The 19,047-nt window shown below is 35.8% G+C and carries 22 protein-coding genes and 2 tRNA genes; 10 read left to right on the forward strand and 14 right to left on the reverse strand.

From position 1 onward, the window contains the following. Positions 1-22: 22 nt before the first annotated feature. From CYO90_RS06795 to tupB, 8 genes are all read right to left on the reverse strand, one after another. Positions 23-745, reverse strand: coding sequence for a winged helix-turn-helix domain-containing protein (locus tag CYO90_RS06795; protein WP_103578947.1), 723 nt, complete (start codon positions 743-745; stop codon positions 23-25). Next, on the reverse strand, positions 738-1,520 hold the full coding sequence (fdhD, locus tag CYO90_RS06800) for a formate dehydrogenase accessory sulfurtransferase FdhD (RefSeq protein ID WP_103578948.1): 783 nt from the start codon (positions 1,518-1,520) through the stop codon (positions 738-740). Before fdhD ends, CYO90_RS06795 begins: the two co-directional genes overlap by 8 nt. A 218-nt stretch (positions 1,521-1,738) precedes the next feature. Next, positions 1,739-2,380, reverse strand: coding sequence for a formate dehydrogenase FDH3 subunit beta (gene fdh3B, locus CYO90_RS06805; protein ID WP_103578949.1), 642 nt, complete (start codon positions 2,378-2,380; stop codon positions 1,739-1,741). 1 nt (position 2,381) lies between these two features. Beyond that, a complete protein-coding gene (locus CYO90_RS06810; protein ID WP_103578950.1) occupies positions 2,382-5,207 on the reverse strand; it encodes a formate dehydrogenase subunit alpha in 2,826 nt (941 codons plus the stop codon). A gap of 30 nt (positions 5,208-5,237) precedes the next feature. Next, positions 5,238-5,411, reverse strand: a complete 174-nt coding sequence (locus CYO90_RS06815) for a twin-arginine translocation signal domain-containing protein (RefSeq protein ID WP_103578951.1) — start codon at positions 5,409-5,411, stop codon at positions 5,238-5,240. Then, the gene (locus CYO90_RS06820; RefSeq protein WP_103578952.1) at positions 5,401-6,096 is read right to left on the reverse strand and encodes a TorD/DmsD family molecular chaperone; all 696 of its coding nucleotides are present in this window, start codon (positions 6,094-6,096) and stop codon (positions 5,401-5,403) included. The genes CYO90_RS06815 and CYO90_RS06820 overlap by 11 nt, the downstream gene beginning before the upstream one ends. 245 nt (positions 6,097-6,341) lie before the next feature. After that, positions 6,342-7,295 carry a tungstate ABC transporter ATP-binding protein TupC gene (gene tupC / locus CYO90_RS06825; RefSeq protein ID WP_103578953.1) on the reverse strand — a complete coding sequence of 318 codons (954 nt, stop codon included), beginning with the start codon at positions 7,293-7,295 and terminating at the stop codon, positions 6,342-6,344. A 9-nt stretch (positions 7,296-7,304) separates the two neighbouring features. Then, positions 7,305-7,997, reverse strand: coding sequence for a tungstate ABC transporter permease TupB (gene tupB / locus CYO90_RS06830; protein WP_103578954.1), 693 nt, complete (start codon positions 7,995-7,997; stop codon positions 7,305-7,307). Between the two features lie 75 nt (positions 7,998-8,072). Between tupB and tupA the strand changes: the two genes are divergently transcribed. Beyond that, positions 8,073-8,891 (forward strand): tungstate ABC transporter substrate-binding protein TupA, encoded by an 819-nt coding sequence (gene tupA, locus CYO90_RS06835; protein WP_002941321.1) that lies wholly within the window; start codon positions 8,073-8,075, stop codon positions 8,889-8,891. Positions 8,892-9,080: 189 nt separating this feature from the next. Here tupA and CYO90_RS06840 read toward each other — a convergent pair whose 3' ends face one another. From CYO90_RS06840 to CYO90_RS06855, 4 genes are read right to left on the reverse strand one after another with little or no spacing between them, the layout of a single operon-like run. After that, positions 9,081-9,533 carry a hypothetical protein gene (locus CYO90_RS06840; protein WP_103578955.1) on the reverse strand — a complete coding sequence of 151 codons (453 nt, stop codon included), beginning with the start codon at positions 9,531-9,533 and terminating at the stop codon, positions 9,081-9,083. 4 nt (positions 9,534-9,537) lie between these two features. Beyond that, entirely contained in the window at positions 9,538-9,771 is a 234-nt protein-coding gene (locus CYO90_RS06845; protein WP_103578956.1) for a histidine kinase, read from the reverse strand. Further along, complete coding sequence (locus CYO90_RS06850; RefSeq protein ID WP_103578957.1) at positions 9,768-10,019, reverse strand: hypothetical protein; 252 nt, start codon at positions 10,017-10,019, stop codon at positions 9,768-9,770. The genes CYO90_RS06845 and CYO90_RS06850 overlap by 4 nt, the downstream gene beginning before the upstream one ends. Next, positions 10,016-10,267 (reverse strand): cobalt chelatase, encoded by a 252-nt coding sequence (locus CYO90_RS06855; RefSeq protein ID WP_103578958.1) that lies wholly within the window; start codon positions 10,265-10,267, stop codon positions 10,016-10,018. The genes CYO90_RS06850 and CYO90_RS06855 overlap by 4 nt, the downstream gene beginning before the upstream one ends. Positions 10,268-10,440: 173 nt before the next feature. On the opposite strand from CYO90_RS06855, the gene CYO90_RS06860 reads away from it, so the two are divergent. The 9 genes from CYO90_RS06860 to CYO90_RS06900 all read left to right on the forward strand — a co-directional run bounded on the left by CYO90_RS06860 (position 10,441) and on the right by CYO90_RS06900 (position 18,786). After that, complete coding sequence (locus CYO90_RS06860) at positions 10,441-10,884, forward strand: hypothetical protein (protein WP_181000228.1); 444 nt, start codon at positions 10,441-10,443, stop codon at positions 10,882-10,884. Between the two features lie 125 nt (positions 10,885-11,009). Continuing rightward, entirely contained in the window at positions 11,010-11,231 is a 222-nt protein-coding gene (locus tag CYO90_RS06865; protein ID WP_103578959.1) for a phosphonate transporter, read from the forward strand. 36 nt (positions 11,232-11,267) lie between these two features. Continuing rightward, a complete protein-coding gene (locus CYO90_RS06870) occupies positions 11,268-11,573 on the forward strand; it encodes a hypothetical protein (protein ID WP_035144669.1) in 306 nt (101 codons plus the stop codon). Positions 11,574-11,794: 221 nt separating this feature from the next. Next, positions 11,795-13,846 carry a hypothetical protein gene (locus tag CYO90_RS06875; protein ID WP_181000229.1) on the forward strand — a complete coding sequence of 684 codons (2,052 nt, stop codon included), beginning with the start codon at positions 11,795-11,797 and terminating at the stop codon, positions 13,844-13,846. Beyond that, positions 13,843-14,289, forward strand: coding sequence for a hypothetical protein (locus tag CYO90_RS06880; RefSeq protein ID WP_103578960.1), 447 nt, complete (start codon positions 13,843-13,845; stop codon positions 14,287-14,289). Before CYO90_RS06875 ends, CYO90_RS06880 begins: the two co-directional genes overlap by 4 nt. 1 nt (position 14,290) lies before the next feature. Then, positions 14,291-15,415 carry a zonular occludens toxin domain-containing protein gene (locus CYO90_RS06885; protein ID WP_103578961.1) on the forward strand — a complete coding sequence of 375 codons (1,125 nt, stop codon included), beginning with the start codon at positions 14,291-14,293 and terminating at the stop codon, positions 15,413-15,415. After that, on the forward strand, positions 15,363-16,628 hold the full coding sequence (locus tag CYO90_RS06890; protein WP_181000230.1) for a type II secretion system protein GspD: 1,266 nt from the start codon (positions 15,363-15,365) through the stop codon (positions 16,626-16,628). The genes CYO90_RS06885 and CYO90_RS06890 overlap by 53 nt, the downstream gene beginning before the upstream one ends. Before the next feature lie 50 nt (positions 16,629-16,678). Continuing rightward, positions 16,679-17,893: a radical SAM protein gene (locus tag CYO90_RS06895; protein ID WP_103578963.1), complete on the forward strand. Its 1,215-nt coding sequence runs from the start codon at positions 16,679-16,681 to the stop codon at positions 17,891-17,893. A gap of 2 nt (positions 17,894-17,895) precedes the next feature. Next, a complete protein-coding gene (locus CYO90_RS06900; RefSeq protein ID WP_103578964.1) occupies positions 17,896-18,786 on the forward strand; it encodes a tyrosine-type recombinase/integrase in 891 nt (296 codons plus the stop codon). A gap of 67 nt (positions 18,787-18,853) precedes the next feature. Here CYO90_RS06900 and CYO90_RS06905 read toward each other — a convergent pair. Together CYO90_RS06905 and CYO90_RS06910 are read right to left on the reverse strand one after the other, a co-directional pair. Beyond that, positions 18,854-18,944, reverse strand: a tRNA-Ser gene (locus CYO90_RS06905). A 31-nt stretch (positions 18,945-18,975) separates the two neighbouring features. Beyond that, positions 18,976-19,045: transfer RNA gene (locus CYO90_RS06910), tRNA-Phe, on the reverse strand. Positions 19,046-19,047: the final 2 nt, after the last annotated feature.

Genomic DNA, 19,047 nt, shown 5'->3' on the forward strand with positions numbered 1-19,047 from the left:
TTTATTTTTTATCGTTTTTCTTCTAGTCTTGTTTTAAAAATAGCTCTTTAAAGCGCTTATTTGCATAGTCCTCGATGTCGTTTTGAAGCTGTTTATAGGCGTTTATGAGCTCGTGTGCTCTATCATTTAGCGTAGTGCCAGCGCTATCTCCGCCGCCTTGCTTGGTTGTAAAGAGATCTTCTTTTAAATTTTTTTGCAAAATTTGCAGATGCGACCAGCATTTTTTATAGTTCATGCCTAAAATTTCAGCTGCCTTTGATATCGAGCCAACCTCGGCTATAACGTCTAAAACCTCGGTTTTGCCCTTGCCAAATATAAGCTCGCCCTCGTCGTTTTCTATCCAAGTCTTTGTCTTTACTCTCATCTTTTTGCCTTTCTTTTCCTTAAAACAGCCTAGCTGACAGTACTTCACATCAAAGCCGTAGTCTCTAAGCGTCGAGCGCATGGTCTTTAGTCCGCCATTAGCTGCCGCCATCTCCCTTGCATCTTTGCAAAAAACTCTACCCTTTTCGTCGCTCACTTCTTTTAGTTTTAGTGACAATGTAAATTTACCGCGGTCTTTATCCAAGCCACCAAACTGCCCAAGCTCGCAGTTATCTATCTTGATGCCAAGTCTAGTTGCCTCGTCGCTCACTTTGCCGACTTCTATGCCAAGTTTATTTGCGATCTTAAAAGCCGTTCCGCAGTCAAGTTTGCCGCTTTTATTTAGCGTTTGTTTTATTAGCTCTTCTAAATTTTTACTCATCAATTCTCTCTTCGCCGCTATAAACGTTGATATTTTCGCCCCTTGCAAAGCCGCAAAGCGTGAGCTCAAATTTACGAGCGATCACCACGCCAAGGCTAGTCGGCGCTGTCCTTGAGATAAGCGCTGGGATGCCGTGCATAACGGCCTTTGCGACCATCTCCGAACTAAGCCTGCCACTCACCATCAAAAATGAATTTGCTAAGTTAGCTCCGTTTAAAACGGCCTTGCCAACGGCTTTATCGATCGTGTTGTGCTGAGCGATATCCTCGCCTATGTAAAATTTATCTTCGCTCACAAAGAGCTTTGCCGTATGCACGCAGCCAGTCATCTCATAAAGCTCGCACTGCGTGTAAAACTCCTTCATTTGGGCAAGGATCATATCTTTGTTAAATTTAGCCCCGCTTTTTACGGCTCTTGCCGCCATCGCCTGTGGGTCAATATTTGCTGTTGAGCTTCTGCCACAGCCACTTATTATGACCTTCTCTTCGTCAAACTGCTCTAGGCGTTTTTCGTTCACTTTGGCGCTTACATAGACGCTTAGCTCGTCGCTTGAGAGCCTAACTTCAGCTATGTCTTCTGGCTTTGTGATGACGTTTTCGCTGATCAAATAGCCCACAGCAAGCGCCTTTTGATCCGTTGGCGTTGCCATAACGGCACCAAATTTTTTGTCATTTATGTAAATTTCAAGCTTGATCTCACGCACCAAAATATCATCAACCTGTGCTTTTTGCTCGCCTTTATATTTGATGATCTGCGTTTTATAAATCGGTTTCATCTTGCTCCTTGAAGTTTTCACAAATGATAGCCCAAAAAGCTAAATTTAATTTGGATTGTAGTAAAAACTTGCTTAAACAAAGCAAAAAGCTTAAACGCATTTTGATACGAAATAAACGCTATTATAATTAAAATTTGATATGCAAGATAGGCATATTTCTTAAAGTATAAAATTAGAGGAAATAACAAATTTTATAGGTGCAAAAAGCACCTATAAAATTACGCTTTTAGTTTTAGTCTGTCACCAGCGTAGTAAGCGATCTTCCAAACAGTAGTTTGCTTTAGGTCTTTTTCGCCATAACCTCTTGCAGTAACTCTGTCATTGTAGATTTTTTCGATCACATCTGACTCGCCAACTAACAAAGCCTTTGTAGAGCACATCGCAGCACAAACTGGCACTTTGCCCTCAGAAATTCTATCTTGTCCATATACTTCGCGCTCTTCTTCGCTATTAGTTGGTAGCGGACCGCCTGCGCACATAGTGCATTTATCCATTACGCCTCTTGCTCCAAACGCACCATCTTTAGGGAATTGTGGTGCGCCAAATGGGCAAGCATACAAGCAGTATCCGCAGCCTATGCAGATATCTTTATCGTGAAGCACGATGCCATCAGCTCTGATGTAGAAACAATCAACTGGGCAAACAAGCGAACAAGGCGCGTCTTCACAGTGCATACATGCGATTGATGTTGAAATTTCTTTGCCAGGTATGCCTTCATTTAGTGTTATAACACGGCGTCTTCTAACGCCGATAGGCAACTCATGAGCTTCATCACACGCCACCGCGCAACCGTTGCAATCAATGCATCTATCTGTGTCGCAGTAAAATTTAAGTCTATTGTTATCGTTAAATGCGCTCATATTATGCCCTTTCTATGCGGCAAAGACCGCCTTTTGTTTCTGGAATTTGAGTGACTATGTCATATCCGTAGTTTGTTACGGTATTTGCGCTCTCGCCAACTGCAAAAGGTCTTGTTCCCTCAGGGAAATTTCCAGTCATATCAACACCTTGCATATATCCAGCCCAGTGGAATGGCAAGAAGATCATATCAGGCTTGACCGATGGCACGATTCTTGCGCGAACCTTGATCTTAGTGCCCTCAGGTGAATGAACCCAAACAAAGTCCCAATTTTTAATGCCATGTTTGGCTGCTAGCTCTGGGTGGATGTCGGCAAACATCTCAGGCGTAATACGTGATAGATATTTACTAGCACGTGTCTCCATACCAGCACCGCTGAAGTTTACAAGGCGTCCCGTAGTCAAATTTATCGGGAATTCTTTTGAGAAGTCCTTACTTTGCTGCAAGCTTTCAAATTTAGTATCAACGCGGTATTGTTTTGCTTTATCTTTAAAGCTTGGATATTTCTTGGCTAGATCTGGTCTTGGTGAGTGGATCGGCTCTCTATGCTTAGGGATCTGATCGGCAAATGTCCAAACTATCGCTCTAGCACGTGCATTGCCGTATGGAGCTATGCCTTTTTGCATACATTTTTCAGCGATTATGCCACTGCCATCAGTAGCCCATGTAGCGCCCATTTTTTCGCGCTCTTCGTCTGTAAGTTTTATGCCAAGAACCTCTTCGATATTTTTCTTTGTTATCTCAGGATATCCGCCATTTATCGCACCTTGCGCTGGAGCAGAGCCCTCGGCTGCTAGCTGATTAACACCGTTATGCTCTAAACCAAAGCGGTTTCTAAATCCCATACCACCTTGCATTACTGGCTTGCTTATATCATATAAATTTGGACTGCCTGGGTGCTTTTCCGTCCAGCAAGGCCATGGCAAGCCGTAATACTCACCAGCTACGTCAGTGCCCTCTTTGCCCATAAGTGTTTTTTCATCAAATTTATCCCAGTTCTCTTGGTGGCGTTTTAGGCGCTCAGGTGTCCAGCCTGTAAGTCCGATACTTTTTACGATATTTGCTATCTCGCGGGTAGCAGCTTCTGGCCACTCTATCTTGCCATCAGCGTCCCTTATGGTGCGAGTTAGCTCATCATAGAAGCCTATGCGTTTAGCTAGTTCAAATAAAACTTCATGATCTGGCATGCTCTCATAAAGTGGCTTACATACTTGGCTTCTCCATTGACCACTTCTGTTTGTAGCTACGACTGTGCCGCTAGTTTCGTATTGAGTTGCTGCTGGGAGAAGATAAACGCCATCTTTTTTATTAGTGATAACGCCAGCATCATTTACAAATGGATCCATAAGCACTAAAAGCTCAAGTCCGTCAAGACCTTCTTGAACCTTTGCTTGTTGCGCAGTAGATGTTATGCCGTTACCTATAACTACAAGAGCTTTTAGGCTATCGCCTGCGTTTTCAATAGCGTCGTTGCCATCTTTGCCATCAAGCACACCAGCCCACCAGCGAGCTAGAGTAAATCCAGGCTTCATCATCCACTCTGGTTTTACGAAATTTCCTTGTAGCCACTCGTAATCCACTTTCCACATTTTGGCAAAATATTTCCATGTAGCTTCGTTTTTAGCGTAGTATCCAGGCAAGCTATCAGGTGCGTTTGCCATGTCGCTAGCGCCCTGAACGTTGTCGTGGCCTCTTAGGATGTTACATCCGCCACCACTTACGCCCATGTTGCCAAGAACTAGTTGCAAGATCGGAGCTATACGAGTATTTGAGCTGCCTATTGTGTGCTGAGTTAGACCCATCGCCCAAACGACTGAGCCAGGGCGGTTTTTAGCATAAATTTCTGTGATCTCTTTTAGAGTCGCAGCGCTCACTCCAGTCACATCTTCAACGACTTCTGGTGTCCATTTTGCAGCCTCTTTACGGATCTCATCGATGCCGTATGTGCGCTCATCTATAAATTTTTTATCTTCCCAACCGTTTTCAAATATCAAATTTATCATGCCATACATAAATGGTATGTCTGTGCCTGGGCGAATTTGTGCGAAATAATCAGCCTTTGCCGCAGTTCTTGTGTATCTTGGATCGACCACTATCAGCTTTGCGCCATTATTCTCTTTTGCTTTTAAAAAGTGTCTAAAGCCAACTGGGTGATTTACTGCTGGATTTGCACCGATTATAAAGATAGACTTCGCGTTTTGGATATCTCCAAGGTGATTTGTCATAGCTCCATAACCCCACGTATTCGCCACACCGGCGACTGTTGCGCTATGTCAAATTCTTGCTTGGTGATCTAGGTTGTTCGTCCCAAACATCGCAGAGAATTTACTGATGTAGTAGCTCTGCTCATTGCTATCTTTTGCTGATCCTAAGAACATTACTTGCTCTGGATTTTTCTCGCGGTAAGCTTTTAGCTTTGCGCCGATCTCGTCAAGTGCTTGCGTCATAGAGATGCGTTGCCACTTGTCACCAACTTTTTTCATCGGATATTTTACACGGCAGTGTGAGCGCACCATATCGATAACGTCTGCACCTTTACAGCAGTGACCGCCAGCACTTACTGGGTGATCTTGCGCTACTTCTTGACGTACCCATGCACCATTTTCTACCTCTGCTAGTACTCCGCATCCTACAGAGCAAACTGTGCAGACAGTTTTTACTATTTTTGAGTCTGGAAATGGGTTTGCCATCTCTTTTGCTGTTGCTTCTCTTGTGACATTGCTTGCTGCAAAGCCGGCCGCGCCACAAGTACTTGCTAATGCAGCCATTTTTAAAAACGATCTACGGCCGATGTTGTTTGGCGTAGTGTTTAATCTAGCTTCAGACATTTTCATCCTTTCTTAAATTTCTATCAAATTTTATTTTGCTTGTTTGTAGTAAAGTTCCCAGTTTTTGCTTCTTTTATAAAGCACTTCGGTCTTTTTACTCTTTCCTGATTTTAAATTTTCATTAGCATTTGCTGCTACCGCACCACTTGCTGCCACAGCGCCAACTAGGCCGATTTTTTTTAGAAATTCGCGTCTATTTTGCATATGTACCATCCGTTCTTAGTTTTCTTATCCTATTTTTTTCTCTTCTTATGCTTTCAGATCTTGAAAGACCATCGCTCTTTTTGTGGTCTATCTTGACTGGTTTTGGTGAGTTTAGTGCCACGCGCTCAAACGCGATAAATTCGTTTAGCAAAACGGCCACGTCCTTGTAAATTTCACTATTTTTATGCTCATATAAATTCTCTATAAACTCATCAATGTTTGGATTTATAATATTTTTAAAAAGCTCCTCTTCGCACTCGTCAAATTTACCGATAAACTCGTTCATAAGTGTAAAGACAAAGCCTACATTATCTTCATTCTCTTTAAATTTACTCTCATCTCTTCTGATGTTTGTCTTAGCCAAAATTTTACGCACATCAGCACAAGCATGACCCACCTCATATCCCTCATCATAAAAAGAGAGTGAGTTTCGAAGTGGACTTGGCGGAGTGTGAAAAATGTCATCAAATTCCGTGATCAAATTCTCTGGACTTTTTTCATTAAATTTACTTTTTATCTTTGCAACAGCATGCGAGACTTCATCGTTTAGGCTATATTCTTCTATGAGATCAAGCATTTTACTAAGACCATCAAGTCTCTTTTCATCTTCACTAAATACGAAGAATTTAGAGAAAGTAGCGTAGTAAAGTTTTCTGCCAGCTGCAAATTCCTCTTTTGTGCTCACCTTTTTCCTTAAATAGTTTTTTAACGATACTGAAACTATACAATTAATTGCCTTATTAATGTGGCTTAAAATAAAATAAATTAGAAAAGTTAAAAAAAGCTTAAATATGCCTTAATTGCATATTTAAAAACGCCATTTTTAGGGAGTTATGTAAGATATGATTTTTTGGCAGGATTATTAAAATTTAGCTCTTTTTTGATATCCATTTTTATTTTTGGACTAAATTTAAAGAGTGGGAGTAAATTTTACTCCAAAGCTAGCATCGAGCCCTCTTCAAATTCTAAAAATACCCTCTCTCCGATCTTTGTAATTTCATCATCATGGCTAAAAATTTTGATCAAAAAGTCGCCAACTTTGACCTTCAAAAGCTTTTCATCGCCCATATAAAGCGAGGCCGAGTGTAAAACCCCTGAAATTTGACCCTCATCATCTGTTTTAGAAATTTTTATCTTGCTTGGGTTGATCGTTATCTTGCTTTTGCCTTTAAAATTTGAAGCTAAATTTAGCCGTGCGCCACCACCAAAGCTTAGCACGCCACCTTCTATCTCAAAGATATTTTTGTATTCAAACTCGCATACCCTGCCTTTGTGTAAAAACACGCACTCGTTTGCTAGCATGCTAAGCCACTTCTCGTCGTGACTTGCGATGACAAAGCCGCAGCCATATCTCTCGTGCATCAAATTTATAGCCTTGCTAAAGAGCTTTGAAGTGCCGATATCAACGCTATTTGTCGGCTCATCAAGCAGATAAAATGGCACCCTTAAAGAAAGTGCAAGTGCAAATGCGATGCGCTGCGTCTGACCAGAGCTTAGCTCAAAGTGGCGCTTGTCTAAAAATTTCTCATCAAGTCCCACAAGAGCGAGTGCTTCGCTGGTTCGCTCCTCAAATTCGCTTAGTAAATTTCTACTTTTTAAGATGACTTTGAAATTTTCTCTAACGCTTCTTTTTAAAAGGGCAGGCTCAGGCAGCAAAACGCAAATTTTACGCAGCATTTCAAGGCTTGGCCTATTTTCTCCCCAAAGTGAAATTTCCCCACTATCTGGGCTTTGCAGGCGCGAGAGTAATCTTATTAGCGTGCTTTTGCCACTGCCATTACTGCCCATTAGAGCAGTTATCTTTTTGGTATTTATATCAAGGCTTGGGATATTTAGGATCTCGCTTTTGCCGTAGCTTAGGTGTAAATTTCTTATCTTTATCAAAATTTGCTCCTATTTGTCTAGTTTTTTGAGCGCAAAGATCGCTAAATTTACTAAAAATGCGATGAATATCAAAACCATGGCAAGCGCTATACCCATGGCAAATTCGCCCTTGTTCGTCTCAAGCGAAACGGCTGTGGTGATCGTTCTAGTAAAGTACTTGATGTTGCCGCCTATCATCATCGCAACGCCCACTTCAGCCACGATCCTGCCGTAAGCAGTGGCGATAACTACCATGAGGGCGTAACGCAGCTCGTAAAGCACACAGCAAACTAGCTTTGCCGGCGCAAGGCGTAAATTTAGGATAGTTAGATAGTGCTTTTTCTCCATATTTTCAACCACGCTTGCGGTAAGCGAGATGATGATAGGAAGGGCAAGCACAAACTGACCCAGCATGACCGCTTTTAGTGTAAAGAGTAAATTTAAGCTGCCAAGCGGGCCGTTTCTAGTGATAAATGCGTATAAAATAAGACCGATCGCAACTGTTGGCATGGCAAGAGCCGTGTCACTTAGAAGGCGTAAAATTTTTCGGCCCCTAAAGTCATAAAAGCCAAGCATGAAACCAAGTGGAAAGCCAACAACAACGGCAAGAAGTATCGACACGCTTGATGTGTAAAGAGTAGCCTTGATGGCTGAATATGTTTCAAGATTGCCGTTTAAAAGTAGATTAAAGGCTTCTGTAAAGCCATTAAGTAAAAAATCCAATTATTCTTTCCTAGCATATTTCTTAAGATTATTTTAAATGTGCTATAATATCACAATTTTTTTTAAAGGAGAAAAATGAAAAAGATTATCTTAGGCTCACTAGCAGCCGCAGTTTTGGCGTTTGGCGCTGACAATGAACTAATCATGGCGACTACAACAAGCACAGATAACACTGGCTTGCTTGATGCGATCTATCCAGCTTATAAAGCAAAAACAGGTGTTGATATAAAATGGACAGCTGTTGGCACAGGTGCTGCACTAAAGCTTGGTGAAGACTGCAATGCTGACATACTTTTCGTTCACTCACCAAAAGTTGAGAAAGAATTTGTAGAAAAAGGTTTTGGCTTAAAAAGAAATGCCGTAATGTACAATGACTTCGTCGTTATCGCTGATAAATCAATCGCTGATAAATTTAAAGGTAAAGATATAAAACAAAGCTTTGAGCTTATCAAAAAAGATGGTATCAAATTCTTCTCACGTGGCGACAAATCAGGCACAGATAATAAAGAAAAAGGCATCTGGAAAAAGATCGCTGGCGAAGTTCCTGAAAAAGATAGCTGGTATATGCAAACAGGTCAAGGCATGCTAGCTACGATAAATGCTGCTGCTGAGCAAAAAGGCGTTACATTTACTGACCGCGGTACTTACATTAAATATGAAGCAAACCAAAAAGGTCATCCTGAGATGGTCATCATCAACGAGGGCGACAACGACCTTAAAAACTTCTACTCTCTAATCGCAGTAAATCCAAAACACTGCCCTAAAACTGATATCGAAAATGCAGAGAAATTTATAAAATGGGCGACAAGCGAAGAGGGTCAGAAATTTATAGGCGACTTCAAACTTCTTGATAAGCCACTTTTCACTCCAGACGCAAACACACGCAAAAACTAATTCAAAGGGCGAGCAATCGCCCATCTTTTTATAAATTTTCATATTTTTTAAATTTATTTTTAATCACTTAAGCTAAAAACCAAATTCAAAATAAGAAATATAGCCAAAACACTGAAATTTATGAGGGATGGTTGGAAAGGAAAACATTGTATTGGTGGCGGACAGAGAGGGATTTGAATACTATACATTTTATTTCATATCTATTTTTATTAATTCTTTTACGTTATTTACTATTGTTCCTTTTGTTTTACACATTTTTATTTGGTGGTTTTTGTTTAGTTCTGCTTTAAAGCATTTATTTCCTATGTATTCTTTTAAAATTATTTCATCTCCGCCGTATATGGTTATTTCTTTTTTGTTGTATATGCTTATTTCCCCTTTTTCGTTGTCGTATTTCCAAAACATTTCTCTTGGTTGATTATCAAGTAAAATTTCGTGATTTTTTTTAAAACTTATATCCCAGCTACTGCCTGCTGTTAGTATAAAATCTATAAAGTATCTCTCCGTTTGTATGTTCCAGTCGCCTACTAAATTTAAATCTTTTATGTATTTGTTTTGGTTTTTGTTTTTCTCTACGTGTATTTCTATTGGATCAGCAATTAAAAAAATGCAAAGCAATAATAAAGTTTTTAGTATTCTCACTCTATTAACCTATTTCTTTTTTTAGTATTCTTGCTCTTATGTCTGATAAATAAAATTGTTGTTCCATTTCACTTAACTTATCAAATAGCTCTATTAGCTCTTTATGCGTTGGATTTATTTCACTTTCTTTTTGAAAATAAAATTCTAGTATTTTGTATAAGTTTGGGTTATTTTTTTTCCAGTTATAGATAGTGCTTATATCTTTTCCGATAAATTTGGCTACTTCTCTTTTGTTCATTTATCTATTTCTTTTTTTAAAATTCTTGTTTTTATATCTAGGATATAGTATTGAATTTCTTGTTCTGATAGTTTTTCAAAGAGCTGTATTAATTTTTTATATGCATCATTTACATATAGGCTTTCTTTGTTTTCTTTTAAATTTAGTCCATTTTCTATAACTTCAAAAAGCTCTTTTCTATTTTTACGCCAGTTATATATTGTTTTTTCAGCTATTTTTAGCTTTTTTGCGATTTCTGCATTTGTCATTTGTATGTTTCTGTTTGTTTTATTTCTTTTTCTAATACTTTTACTTTTAAGCTAGATAAAAAATATTCTTGTTCTATCTCTGATAATTTTTCAAAATATTTTTTTAATTCATCCGTTTTTGAATTATTTTCTTGTTTATCTTTAATATTTTCTATAATGAAATTATATAGTTTTGGTCTTGATTTTTCCCAGTTATAGAGTGTTCTTAGTTCTATGTCTAGTAAATTTGCTATCTCTTTTTTTTCCATATTCTTTGAAATTCTTTCATTTTTAATTTTTATTTAAGTTACATTATGAAATAATTTCATTGTTCGTATGAAATGATTTCATATTTCCGATTTTATCGAAGGTATGTAAATTTTGCCCTTAATATGGCTTTAAACTATTTTGAACCTAATGAACTGCCCGCAACAGAGTAGAGATGTTTAGGGGCTTGTTTGTTACAACCTTAATACGTTGTAAAACTGTTGGGGGTGGTGTAGCTCTGCCCCTAAAATACTTAGCTACAAAACAAATATTTTTTAAGGAGCTACACATGTACACTTATCTTTTAGGTTTTTGTGACGAAGTTCGTCCGATTTCTCGCATCGACAAGAAAACTGGTGAAGTTGCATCGTCTATCGACGTAACTATCACTTTTGAAAGTCGTGATCAACATGGCTATCTTGTCAAATCAACCGAAACTATCAATTATGACTTTTCTCTTAAGCCAAAATTTGATTCTGTAAAAGGCAAATATATCGCTGTTCCATATCGCTTTTTAAATACTCGCAATGGTGCATATATGTTCCCTGATGAGAGTTTGAGTTTTCAAGTTTTCAATGAAAATCCTTTTTTGAAAGAAACATCAAAGTCGTCTAAATAATTAAAAGCGGGGGCTATGCCTTAATGTGAGTAGCAAACCACTCTCCCGCCTTTCTCAATTTCTACAAAGTTTATTCTTTAAATTTTGTAGAGATTGTTCTCTAAAATTTCAAAAAGGAGTTAGATATGGAAAAAGTTAAAAATTTTCTAGAATCTACTAAGGTTAAAGTTGCTGCTGTTGGCTCTACATTGCTTTCAGCTCCTGTTCTTTTCGCTGGTGATGCTCCAGTAGTTCCAACTACGCCGTTAAAAGCTGACTATGCTTTATTTGACTACGTATTTGCTGGCGTTATCGCTGTTGCTTTCATCTTTATGATTGCTAGCAGAGTTAAGTCTTTCATCAAGTAGTTTTAGGGGCTTCTTGCCCCTTTAAAGGTTAAAATAATGAAAGAAAATGCTATATACGTTCCTAACCTAAATATCTGCGTTAAAGATTTCTACATAAAAGATAAAAAAGTATTTTTTGTAAATTTTGATGATAGTGTTTTTACTTCTTATTATTCTCTTTATAATTTACAAACAAACTATATATTTAACACTGAAACTAATATTTGCTACATTCAAAAAAATGATTTAATTCCAAACCTAGGTATATATGAACATCAATTTAATTTTTTAATGGGTCTTTCTGCGATACTTATAGCATTTTCTTTTCTTATTGGGTTAATTATAGTCGGAGCTACACGATGATTGAAGTATTTAACAATGATGTATTTAATTATTTTTTAAATCTCTTTTCTCTCTTTTTTGTGCCTATATTTATATACGTTATAGCTCTCTCTTTTGTCAAGTAGGTTTTAATTTTTTCGACGTGCTGGATATTAAATTTTTAACTTCTTTTTTTCCGTAGGACAAAAAAGAAGCGACAACCGCAGGGCGTCAGGTATTAAATTTTAAAAAGGGTTAAATTCATGAAAAAAATAAAATCATTTTTTCTTTTGTTCTCTATATTTTTTTCTTTTTCATTTGCTTACGCCGATTGCCATTCTTTATCAAATTTTACTCAAGCAATTTCTTTTATTTATGAAAAGAGTGGATATAAAGTTTTTAAAATTTATGATTCTCTTTATTATGTTGTTGATTCAGAGATTGTTCAAAGTTCTACTCTTACTTGTGGTGTCGTTTCTGGTGGCGAGCATTTTCTCGTTGCTAATAATGTTTTTAATATAACTGGTTCTGCTACTTATCACCCTAGTAAAGAAAAATCTATTCCTGCTAATACTATTTCTTATTCTAGGTATTATCCTTATAATTGTTCTGCTGATCAAGTTTTAAATTTAAAAACTAAAAAGTGCCAAACTTGTCCAAAAGATCATTTTTTAAATCAAGAAACTGGAGAATGTGAGCGAGAATTAAAACGCCCTGATTGGTGTCCTAAGCCTATGATCTATAATGAAAGAAAGGTAGAGCTTCTTTTAAGGGATAAAATTGTTGAAGAGTGTTTGCCTGATCCTAATATATCTGAAAGTGATTGCAAAAAAAGAAATATGAAATTTCATGGTTGCGATGATAGTGTTAGTGGCTACGAACTCGCAACTTGTATGAGTATTCCTAGTGGTTGTTATGCCCCTGAAACTATTGAGCGATTTAAGGCTGAAAAACAGCTTGAAAATGATCTTTTCATTATGGGCGGTTTTATGATCCCATTGCCTATTAATGCTATTAAAAATGGTCTTAGCTCTTTGGGTTCTTTTTTTAAGGGTCTTTTTTCTAGTGGTGCTAAGCCTGCTAATTTAAATTTATTAGAATATCGCCCCCAAATAGTTGATGTTAAGGCTACTGTTTCAGGTCCTGAGCCAGTCTTTAATCTTAATCCAGTTGATGATAATGCTATTGTTTTTAACAGCGTTTTTAAAGAAACTGGCAAGCTCGATGCCACTGCTTCAGCTTCATCAAATATAGTTAAGTCACCCCAAGCAACTGCCGATGTTTCTCCAAATTTAAGAAAATTTGATTTGCCAAAAGATGCTTCAGTTTCTAAAATTGAAAACAATACAATTGTTACTGCAAAGCTTAAGGATATGTCTAAACCTATCCCCACAAAAGATATAACTGTTCCTAATGAAGTTAAAAACATAAGCCTTGATTATGATTTAAATACTATGTTTAAAGCTTCTGATAAACCTACCCCAAATTTGCCCATGACAATTAAGCAAACTAGCAATGCAGGCAATAAAGCAACTTACAAAGGTAATATTGTTACCCCTGATAAAAGTGTTATTGATGTTGAAGTTGTTGAAACTACTACATCTACTGGCTCTAAGGTTCAAGATGTAACTTATTCTTATATTTATAAGACCCCAAGCGGTAGTAATAAGTTTTCTACTGGTTACGTTAATACTATTACTTCTGATAATAAAGTTACTAATTCTATTCCAAAAGATAGCACATCAACAAATTCATCTGGTAGTTCGTCTAATTCAGGTAGTGGCGGTTCATCATCAACAACTATTCCTAGCCAGCCTACCCAGTCTATTGATTTAAGCTCTTTAGAGCAGGCTTTAAATAGAAATAGTGCCAAGCTTGATACTATAAACGATACTTTAACTTCTATCAAAAATCAACAGCTAGAGCAATGGAATTATGAGCCTAATGTTAATACTGCTACTTCTTTTTCTGCACTGCAAAGCGAGCTTGCTAAATTTGATGTGTCCGTTAATGACGCCTTTAATTTTTTGAACAACTTTAAGAGCGATATTGATAATTTAATGAATAACTTTAACGAGTCGCTTGACGTTTTTAATAAAGGTATTGATGCTCCTGATATCCCTAAAGGAACTTGTCCTTTTACTATTAGTGGCCCAACTCCTGGTAGCGGTAAAAATAATTTATTTAATATCGATCCTTGTCGTATTGTTACTCCTTATAGGTCTATTCTTACTTTGTTTTTTACGATCTGGTTTAGCTTTGAGATCATTATGTTTTCTTTGAAATATCTCTTTAGGGTAGGCGGTGATTCATGAAATGGTTAATCGGTGCGGTCGGTGGTTTTATTGTAAATTTTATTGAATTCTTAGTAAAGAAAATTGGTATAAGAAATACTATTTTAGCCTTTGTTGTGCCTATTTATGCTTCTTTTGTGGCTTTTCTTATTGCTTTTGCTGGATATGCCATTTTATTTATTATGAAAATTTGGAATTTACTTAGGGAGTATATCCCTAAAATGTTTGATTATGGCTCTAGTGTTGGTGGATCTTTTGGCGGTTTGCCTAATCAAACTGTTCTAAATTCTGCTATGGAGTTTTTACATCAAAGCGGTTTAGCTTCTGCTTTTTCAACTGCAATGACCTTGTTTATATCTATTCTTAGCTTGTTCTTTGCTCTCCAGCTTTATAGGGTTATCTTGTATGTTAGGGCTAATATGACAAAGATCATAACCGATCTATTAACTTTAATGAGTAGATAGCATGCTTAGTTTAATTATTGGTCCGCCACGATCTGGAAAAACTTATAAAGCAGTTCATCTAATAAATGATGAATACGAATTGCACTTAAAAGGCGAATCAAAGTATAGGTTTATCTATACTAATATCAATGGCTTAAAATTTGATCATTTCGATGGCTTTGTAAAGCAATATGATAAAAATGATTTTCTTACTGCCGTTAGTCAAGAATATACCCTTAGTTCTCAATATGAAAATGGCTTTTTAGAGAATGTAGATAATTATGATGAATATGCCTTGAAAAATGGAATTTACGAAAATTATCATCATTGCTTGATAGTTCTTGATGAAGCTTACAACACCTTTACTAAAACCTTTAATGAAAGCTTGGGTAGGTTTTTAAGCTATCACGGACATTTTGGGATAGATATTATCTTTCTTTTTCAGTCTAAACGTCAGACAAATAGAGAGTATTTAGTTCATACTGAATTAATGTATATGGCTCAACCTAGTGGCAAAAGGCTCTTTAGTAGTCTTTTTAAATATAAAGTCTATAGCACTTCATCTAATTTTAATTACAATCTTATTCGTTCTGAAAATCTAAAATTTAATCAAAAAGTCTCAGATTTATATAGTAGTGGTTCAAAAGAAATTTATAAAAGCTATGCAACTAAAAAGATTTTATTTTTAATAATTTTCATTATAGCTTCTTATGCTATATATAAATTCTTAGAGCCTAAACATGAGCCAGCTCAATCAACTAAACAAGAAACAAGGTTTGTTGATTTAAATACTTCTGATTCTAAAGAGCTTAAAACAATTTCAGATAGTGTAGATAGTTCAGATATAAACACCACTATTTTTAATAATAATAGAATCTATCTAAGGGTAACTTGCTTTCCAAGCGGTTGTAAATTTAGAAATTACTCCATTGATTTATCTTTAGATAGCTTCTTAGAACTCCTTTCTTTCTCAAACTGCCATATATTCTTACAAGATAAGAAGTCAGGCAACTACATTGATTACTTTGTTTCTTGCCATGCAGATTTTGAAAGGGTTTTAAAAAGCTTAGAAAATTCATCACAAGGGTTTGCAAATGAAAAATCTCCAAAGACTGATTCTAGTCCTATGCTTCCTACTCTCAAGTAGTTTATCTGCCTTAGAATATCGAAATATTACTTTTAATGATTTCTTGGGCGAGATTAGTTCTATAACTGGTAAAAATATTGTTATTAGTGGCAATGTTGATACTAACTTTGATGTATTTTTGCCTACGCTTGATCTAAGCAATACTGATACTTTTTCTAAGTTGCTTAAAGATATTTTAAATGTTAATGGTCTTGATTATTTAATACAAGATAGCGTTCTTTTAATATATAATCCAACTGTTGAAGAGAAGCCAGTTTTAAAAGACTACATAATAAAATTTAAGCATATTTCCAAAGAAGATGTTGTATCCGCCCTATCTTTATTTAATGAAAATATAAAATACACTGTTTATAGTGATAGGGTATTGCTTCTTACTACTGAAAGCCAGTATAAGATTATTGATAATCTTATTAATGGGCTTGATACTAGCTATCAATTACGACAGCTTAGCTTTACTATTATTAGCACAGATAACACAAAGCTTAAAGAAATTGGACCACGTATAGAATCTATCTTAAGTCCTTTAGATCATTTCTACTTTAAAATTATTACAAACGTTCTTACGGTCGATAGCACCAAAGTTAATAAAGATTCTGTCACCAGTCTTATAAATTTACTTAAAGAAAAGGGCGTTTCTGATCTGATCTATAATCCTAGAGTTACTGTTATTGATAATAAAGATAGCGTAATTGAGAGCGTTATAAAAACGCCTATTCAAAAATCATCAATCGATATTCAAAATAGTCAAAGCATTACTACCAACCAAGTTGAATATCAAGATGTTGGTTTAAAGCTTTATATTTCAAGTGTCTTGATTACTAATGATAGTGTTAGTTTTACTTTGGATCTATATATTGAAAATTTGCTTGATGATACATTAACTCCTAGAATTTCAAGTAGGCATCTAAAAACAAATGTTTATCTTACTGATACAAATTCATTTCTTATTGGCGGTATTAATAGCAAAGAAACAATTAAATCAACAAAGACTATTCCATTTATTGAAAATATTCCTATTCTTGGCGATATAACGACGTATAAAAGCGAAAAGACTAGCGATTATAGCTTTAGTATATTTATCACTATGCTACCATCCGAGAAAGATATTTTTTCAGAGTTTTATTATGATCCAGCAGATAAGCACCTTGCTCTTGAGCGCTACTTGACGAGCGCAGCGCGCAACGCAAAAGGGGCCCCACGAAGTGGGGAATAAGCGTGCGCTCTTGGCTATATATAATATAAGTGTGTACAAAGGTGTAAAAAATGTATGGAATTACCGAAACCGATAAAATCTTTTTAAAAACTAAGCTAGAAAATCAAAAGAAATTTCTTGATAGCAATTTCTTTATGATAAATGGCGAGTATGTTCCTTACTCAAATTTTTATTTTTCTAGCTGGCATAACTCAAACAGATACATTGCTGAACTTAATAACCGAGTAGCTAGCCTTAATGAATATGCTTTAAAACAAGATTTAAAGCCTATTTTTGCTGTTCTTACTTTACCTAGTGAATATCATCAACAAAAGCTTATAACTCTTAAGAGTGGCAGAAAAAAGCTTGTTTATAATAAAAAGTATATCGATGATGATAAGCATAGCGTTAGCGCAGGTGCTATCAAACTTCAAGCTTTGGTTAGAAAAATTATTGGTTCTAGATGTTTTAGGGGTATTGCTTCAGATAAAAGATGCTATATAACTACCAAAGAACCGCATTTAGACGGAACTTGTCATTTAAATTTGCTTGTTTTTGTTCCTAAAGAAAATTTGGATAAGTGCGTTTCTGCTATCAAAGATCGTTTTTTAGATACTCATAGCAGGGTTGAAACCGATATTAAAAACGCTACTTCGTATGTTATGAAATATATTTTTAAAACTCTTGATGATCTTCGCCAAAATCCTGAATTGGATAATTTAACCGATATTAGCTACTGGTATTTAAAGCATAAAATTAGGCGTTTTACTATGTCACAAACGTTTGTAAGTCTTGAAATTTATAGAAAGTTAAACGGCAGTATTGATCTAATATCTCTTACTAAAAACTATAATAAAGGCTTGGTTACTGTTGTCGTTGATCCTTACACTAGGAAGCCTTTAAAAATATTTGATGAATTTGGCGAGCTTTGGCAAAAGACTAGAATAATTAAAGATAGCAATACTATTAAACGATATGAAGATGCTAGCGATGAGATAAAGAGTTTTGGCAACTCCTTAAAACAAAGGCAAATTTTAAAAATTTGCGATGAGTTTTTTAAAAGCTATGAGAAACCTAAGCCGGTAAGCAGAATGAAAGATTATGAGTTAGTTAATTATTACCAAAGCTTGGGTAGTGATGTAAATGTTCAGCATTTAGCTTATGTTGAAAATTTAATGCTTGATAGAGAATTAGACAATTTTACACACTATCACCAAAGGCACGATCTTAATGCTCCCGATATTGATAGTTTTGTAGATCGATTTTTGGTTTGCAATGAGTTTTAACTATGCAAAACGTTAAGTTTAAATACTATGCCGATTTATATCTTAAGCTCGGTAAGTCTGAATGGAAGTTATCGACGTATTGCAAGAATAAGGGCATTGTAAAAAATAGGCTAAATGTTTTCTTTGATTTAGATATTTACGAAATAAAGCCTAGTGTTATTCGCTTGTGGCTTAACTCTATTCAAGACGTTTCTAATAAAAGCAAAAAACACTATTTGAATTCTCTATCTATGATCTTAAAGCTTGCTTTAGAAGATGAAATTATTGATAAAAATCCCATTATTCATATTAAAAGCATAGTTCATAAAACACCAAGAATAGAGCCTTTTACTAGCCAGCAGGTAAATGATATTTTAAGATTATCTACTAGATATAACGATAGATTTCAGATTTTTTTATATATTGGTTTCTTTACTGGCATGCGGACTGGCGAGATATTATCTTTAAAAATGAAAGATGTTGATTTAGAAAATAGGGTTATAAATATAAATTCAACTCGTTCTAGGTTTGGCGAGAATATACCAAAAACTATTTATTCGATTAGATCAATACCTATTTTAGATAATTTATATACAAGATTAAAAACTTATATTGAAAAATATTCAGGCAATATTTATCTTTTGCAAACGCAATATAATGATCCTTATCGAGATACTGGTGTTTTTACTTCTGACTTTTGGAAGCCTATTTTAGACGAGTTAAATTTACCATATAGGCGACTTTATAACATGCGACATACTTATGCTACTTCTATGCTTTATGGCAACTATGTTACTCCAGTAGAATTATCAAAATTATTAGGTCACTCCACGCCTAAGATGATTTATGATGTCTATGTTAATTATCTTAATTCAAACTTAAAAGATTTTAAACGAGATATTTCAATTTATTGATTTGGGTCGGCATAGGGATTTTTTTATTTTATAAATTTGTTATTAAATGCCGTATTTTTGGGGTTGGTGGCGGACAGAGAGGGATTTGAACCCTCGAGCCCCGATTAAGAGCTGCACCCTTAGCAGGGGTGTGGTTTCAGCCGCTCACCCATCTGTCCGTGCCCATGAAAAAAGTTTATGAAAAAGAAATGGTGGTTAGAGGCAGAATCGAACTGCCGACACGCAGATTTTCAGTCTGCTGCTCTACCGACTGAGCTATCC

Origin of the sequence: Campylobacter concisus, from assembly GCF_002913745.1 — a bacterium.
GTDB lineage: Bacteria > Campylobacterota > Campylobacteria > Campylobacterales > Campylobacteraceae > Campylobacter_A > Campylobacter_A concisus_R.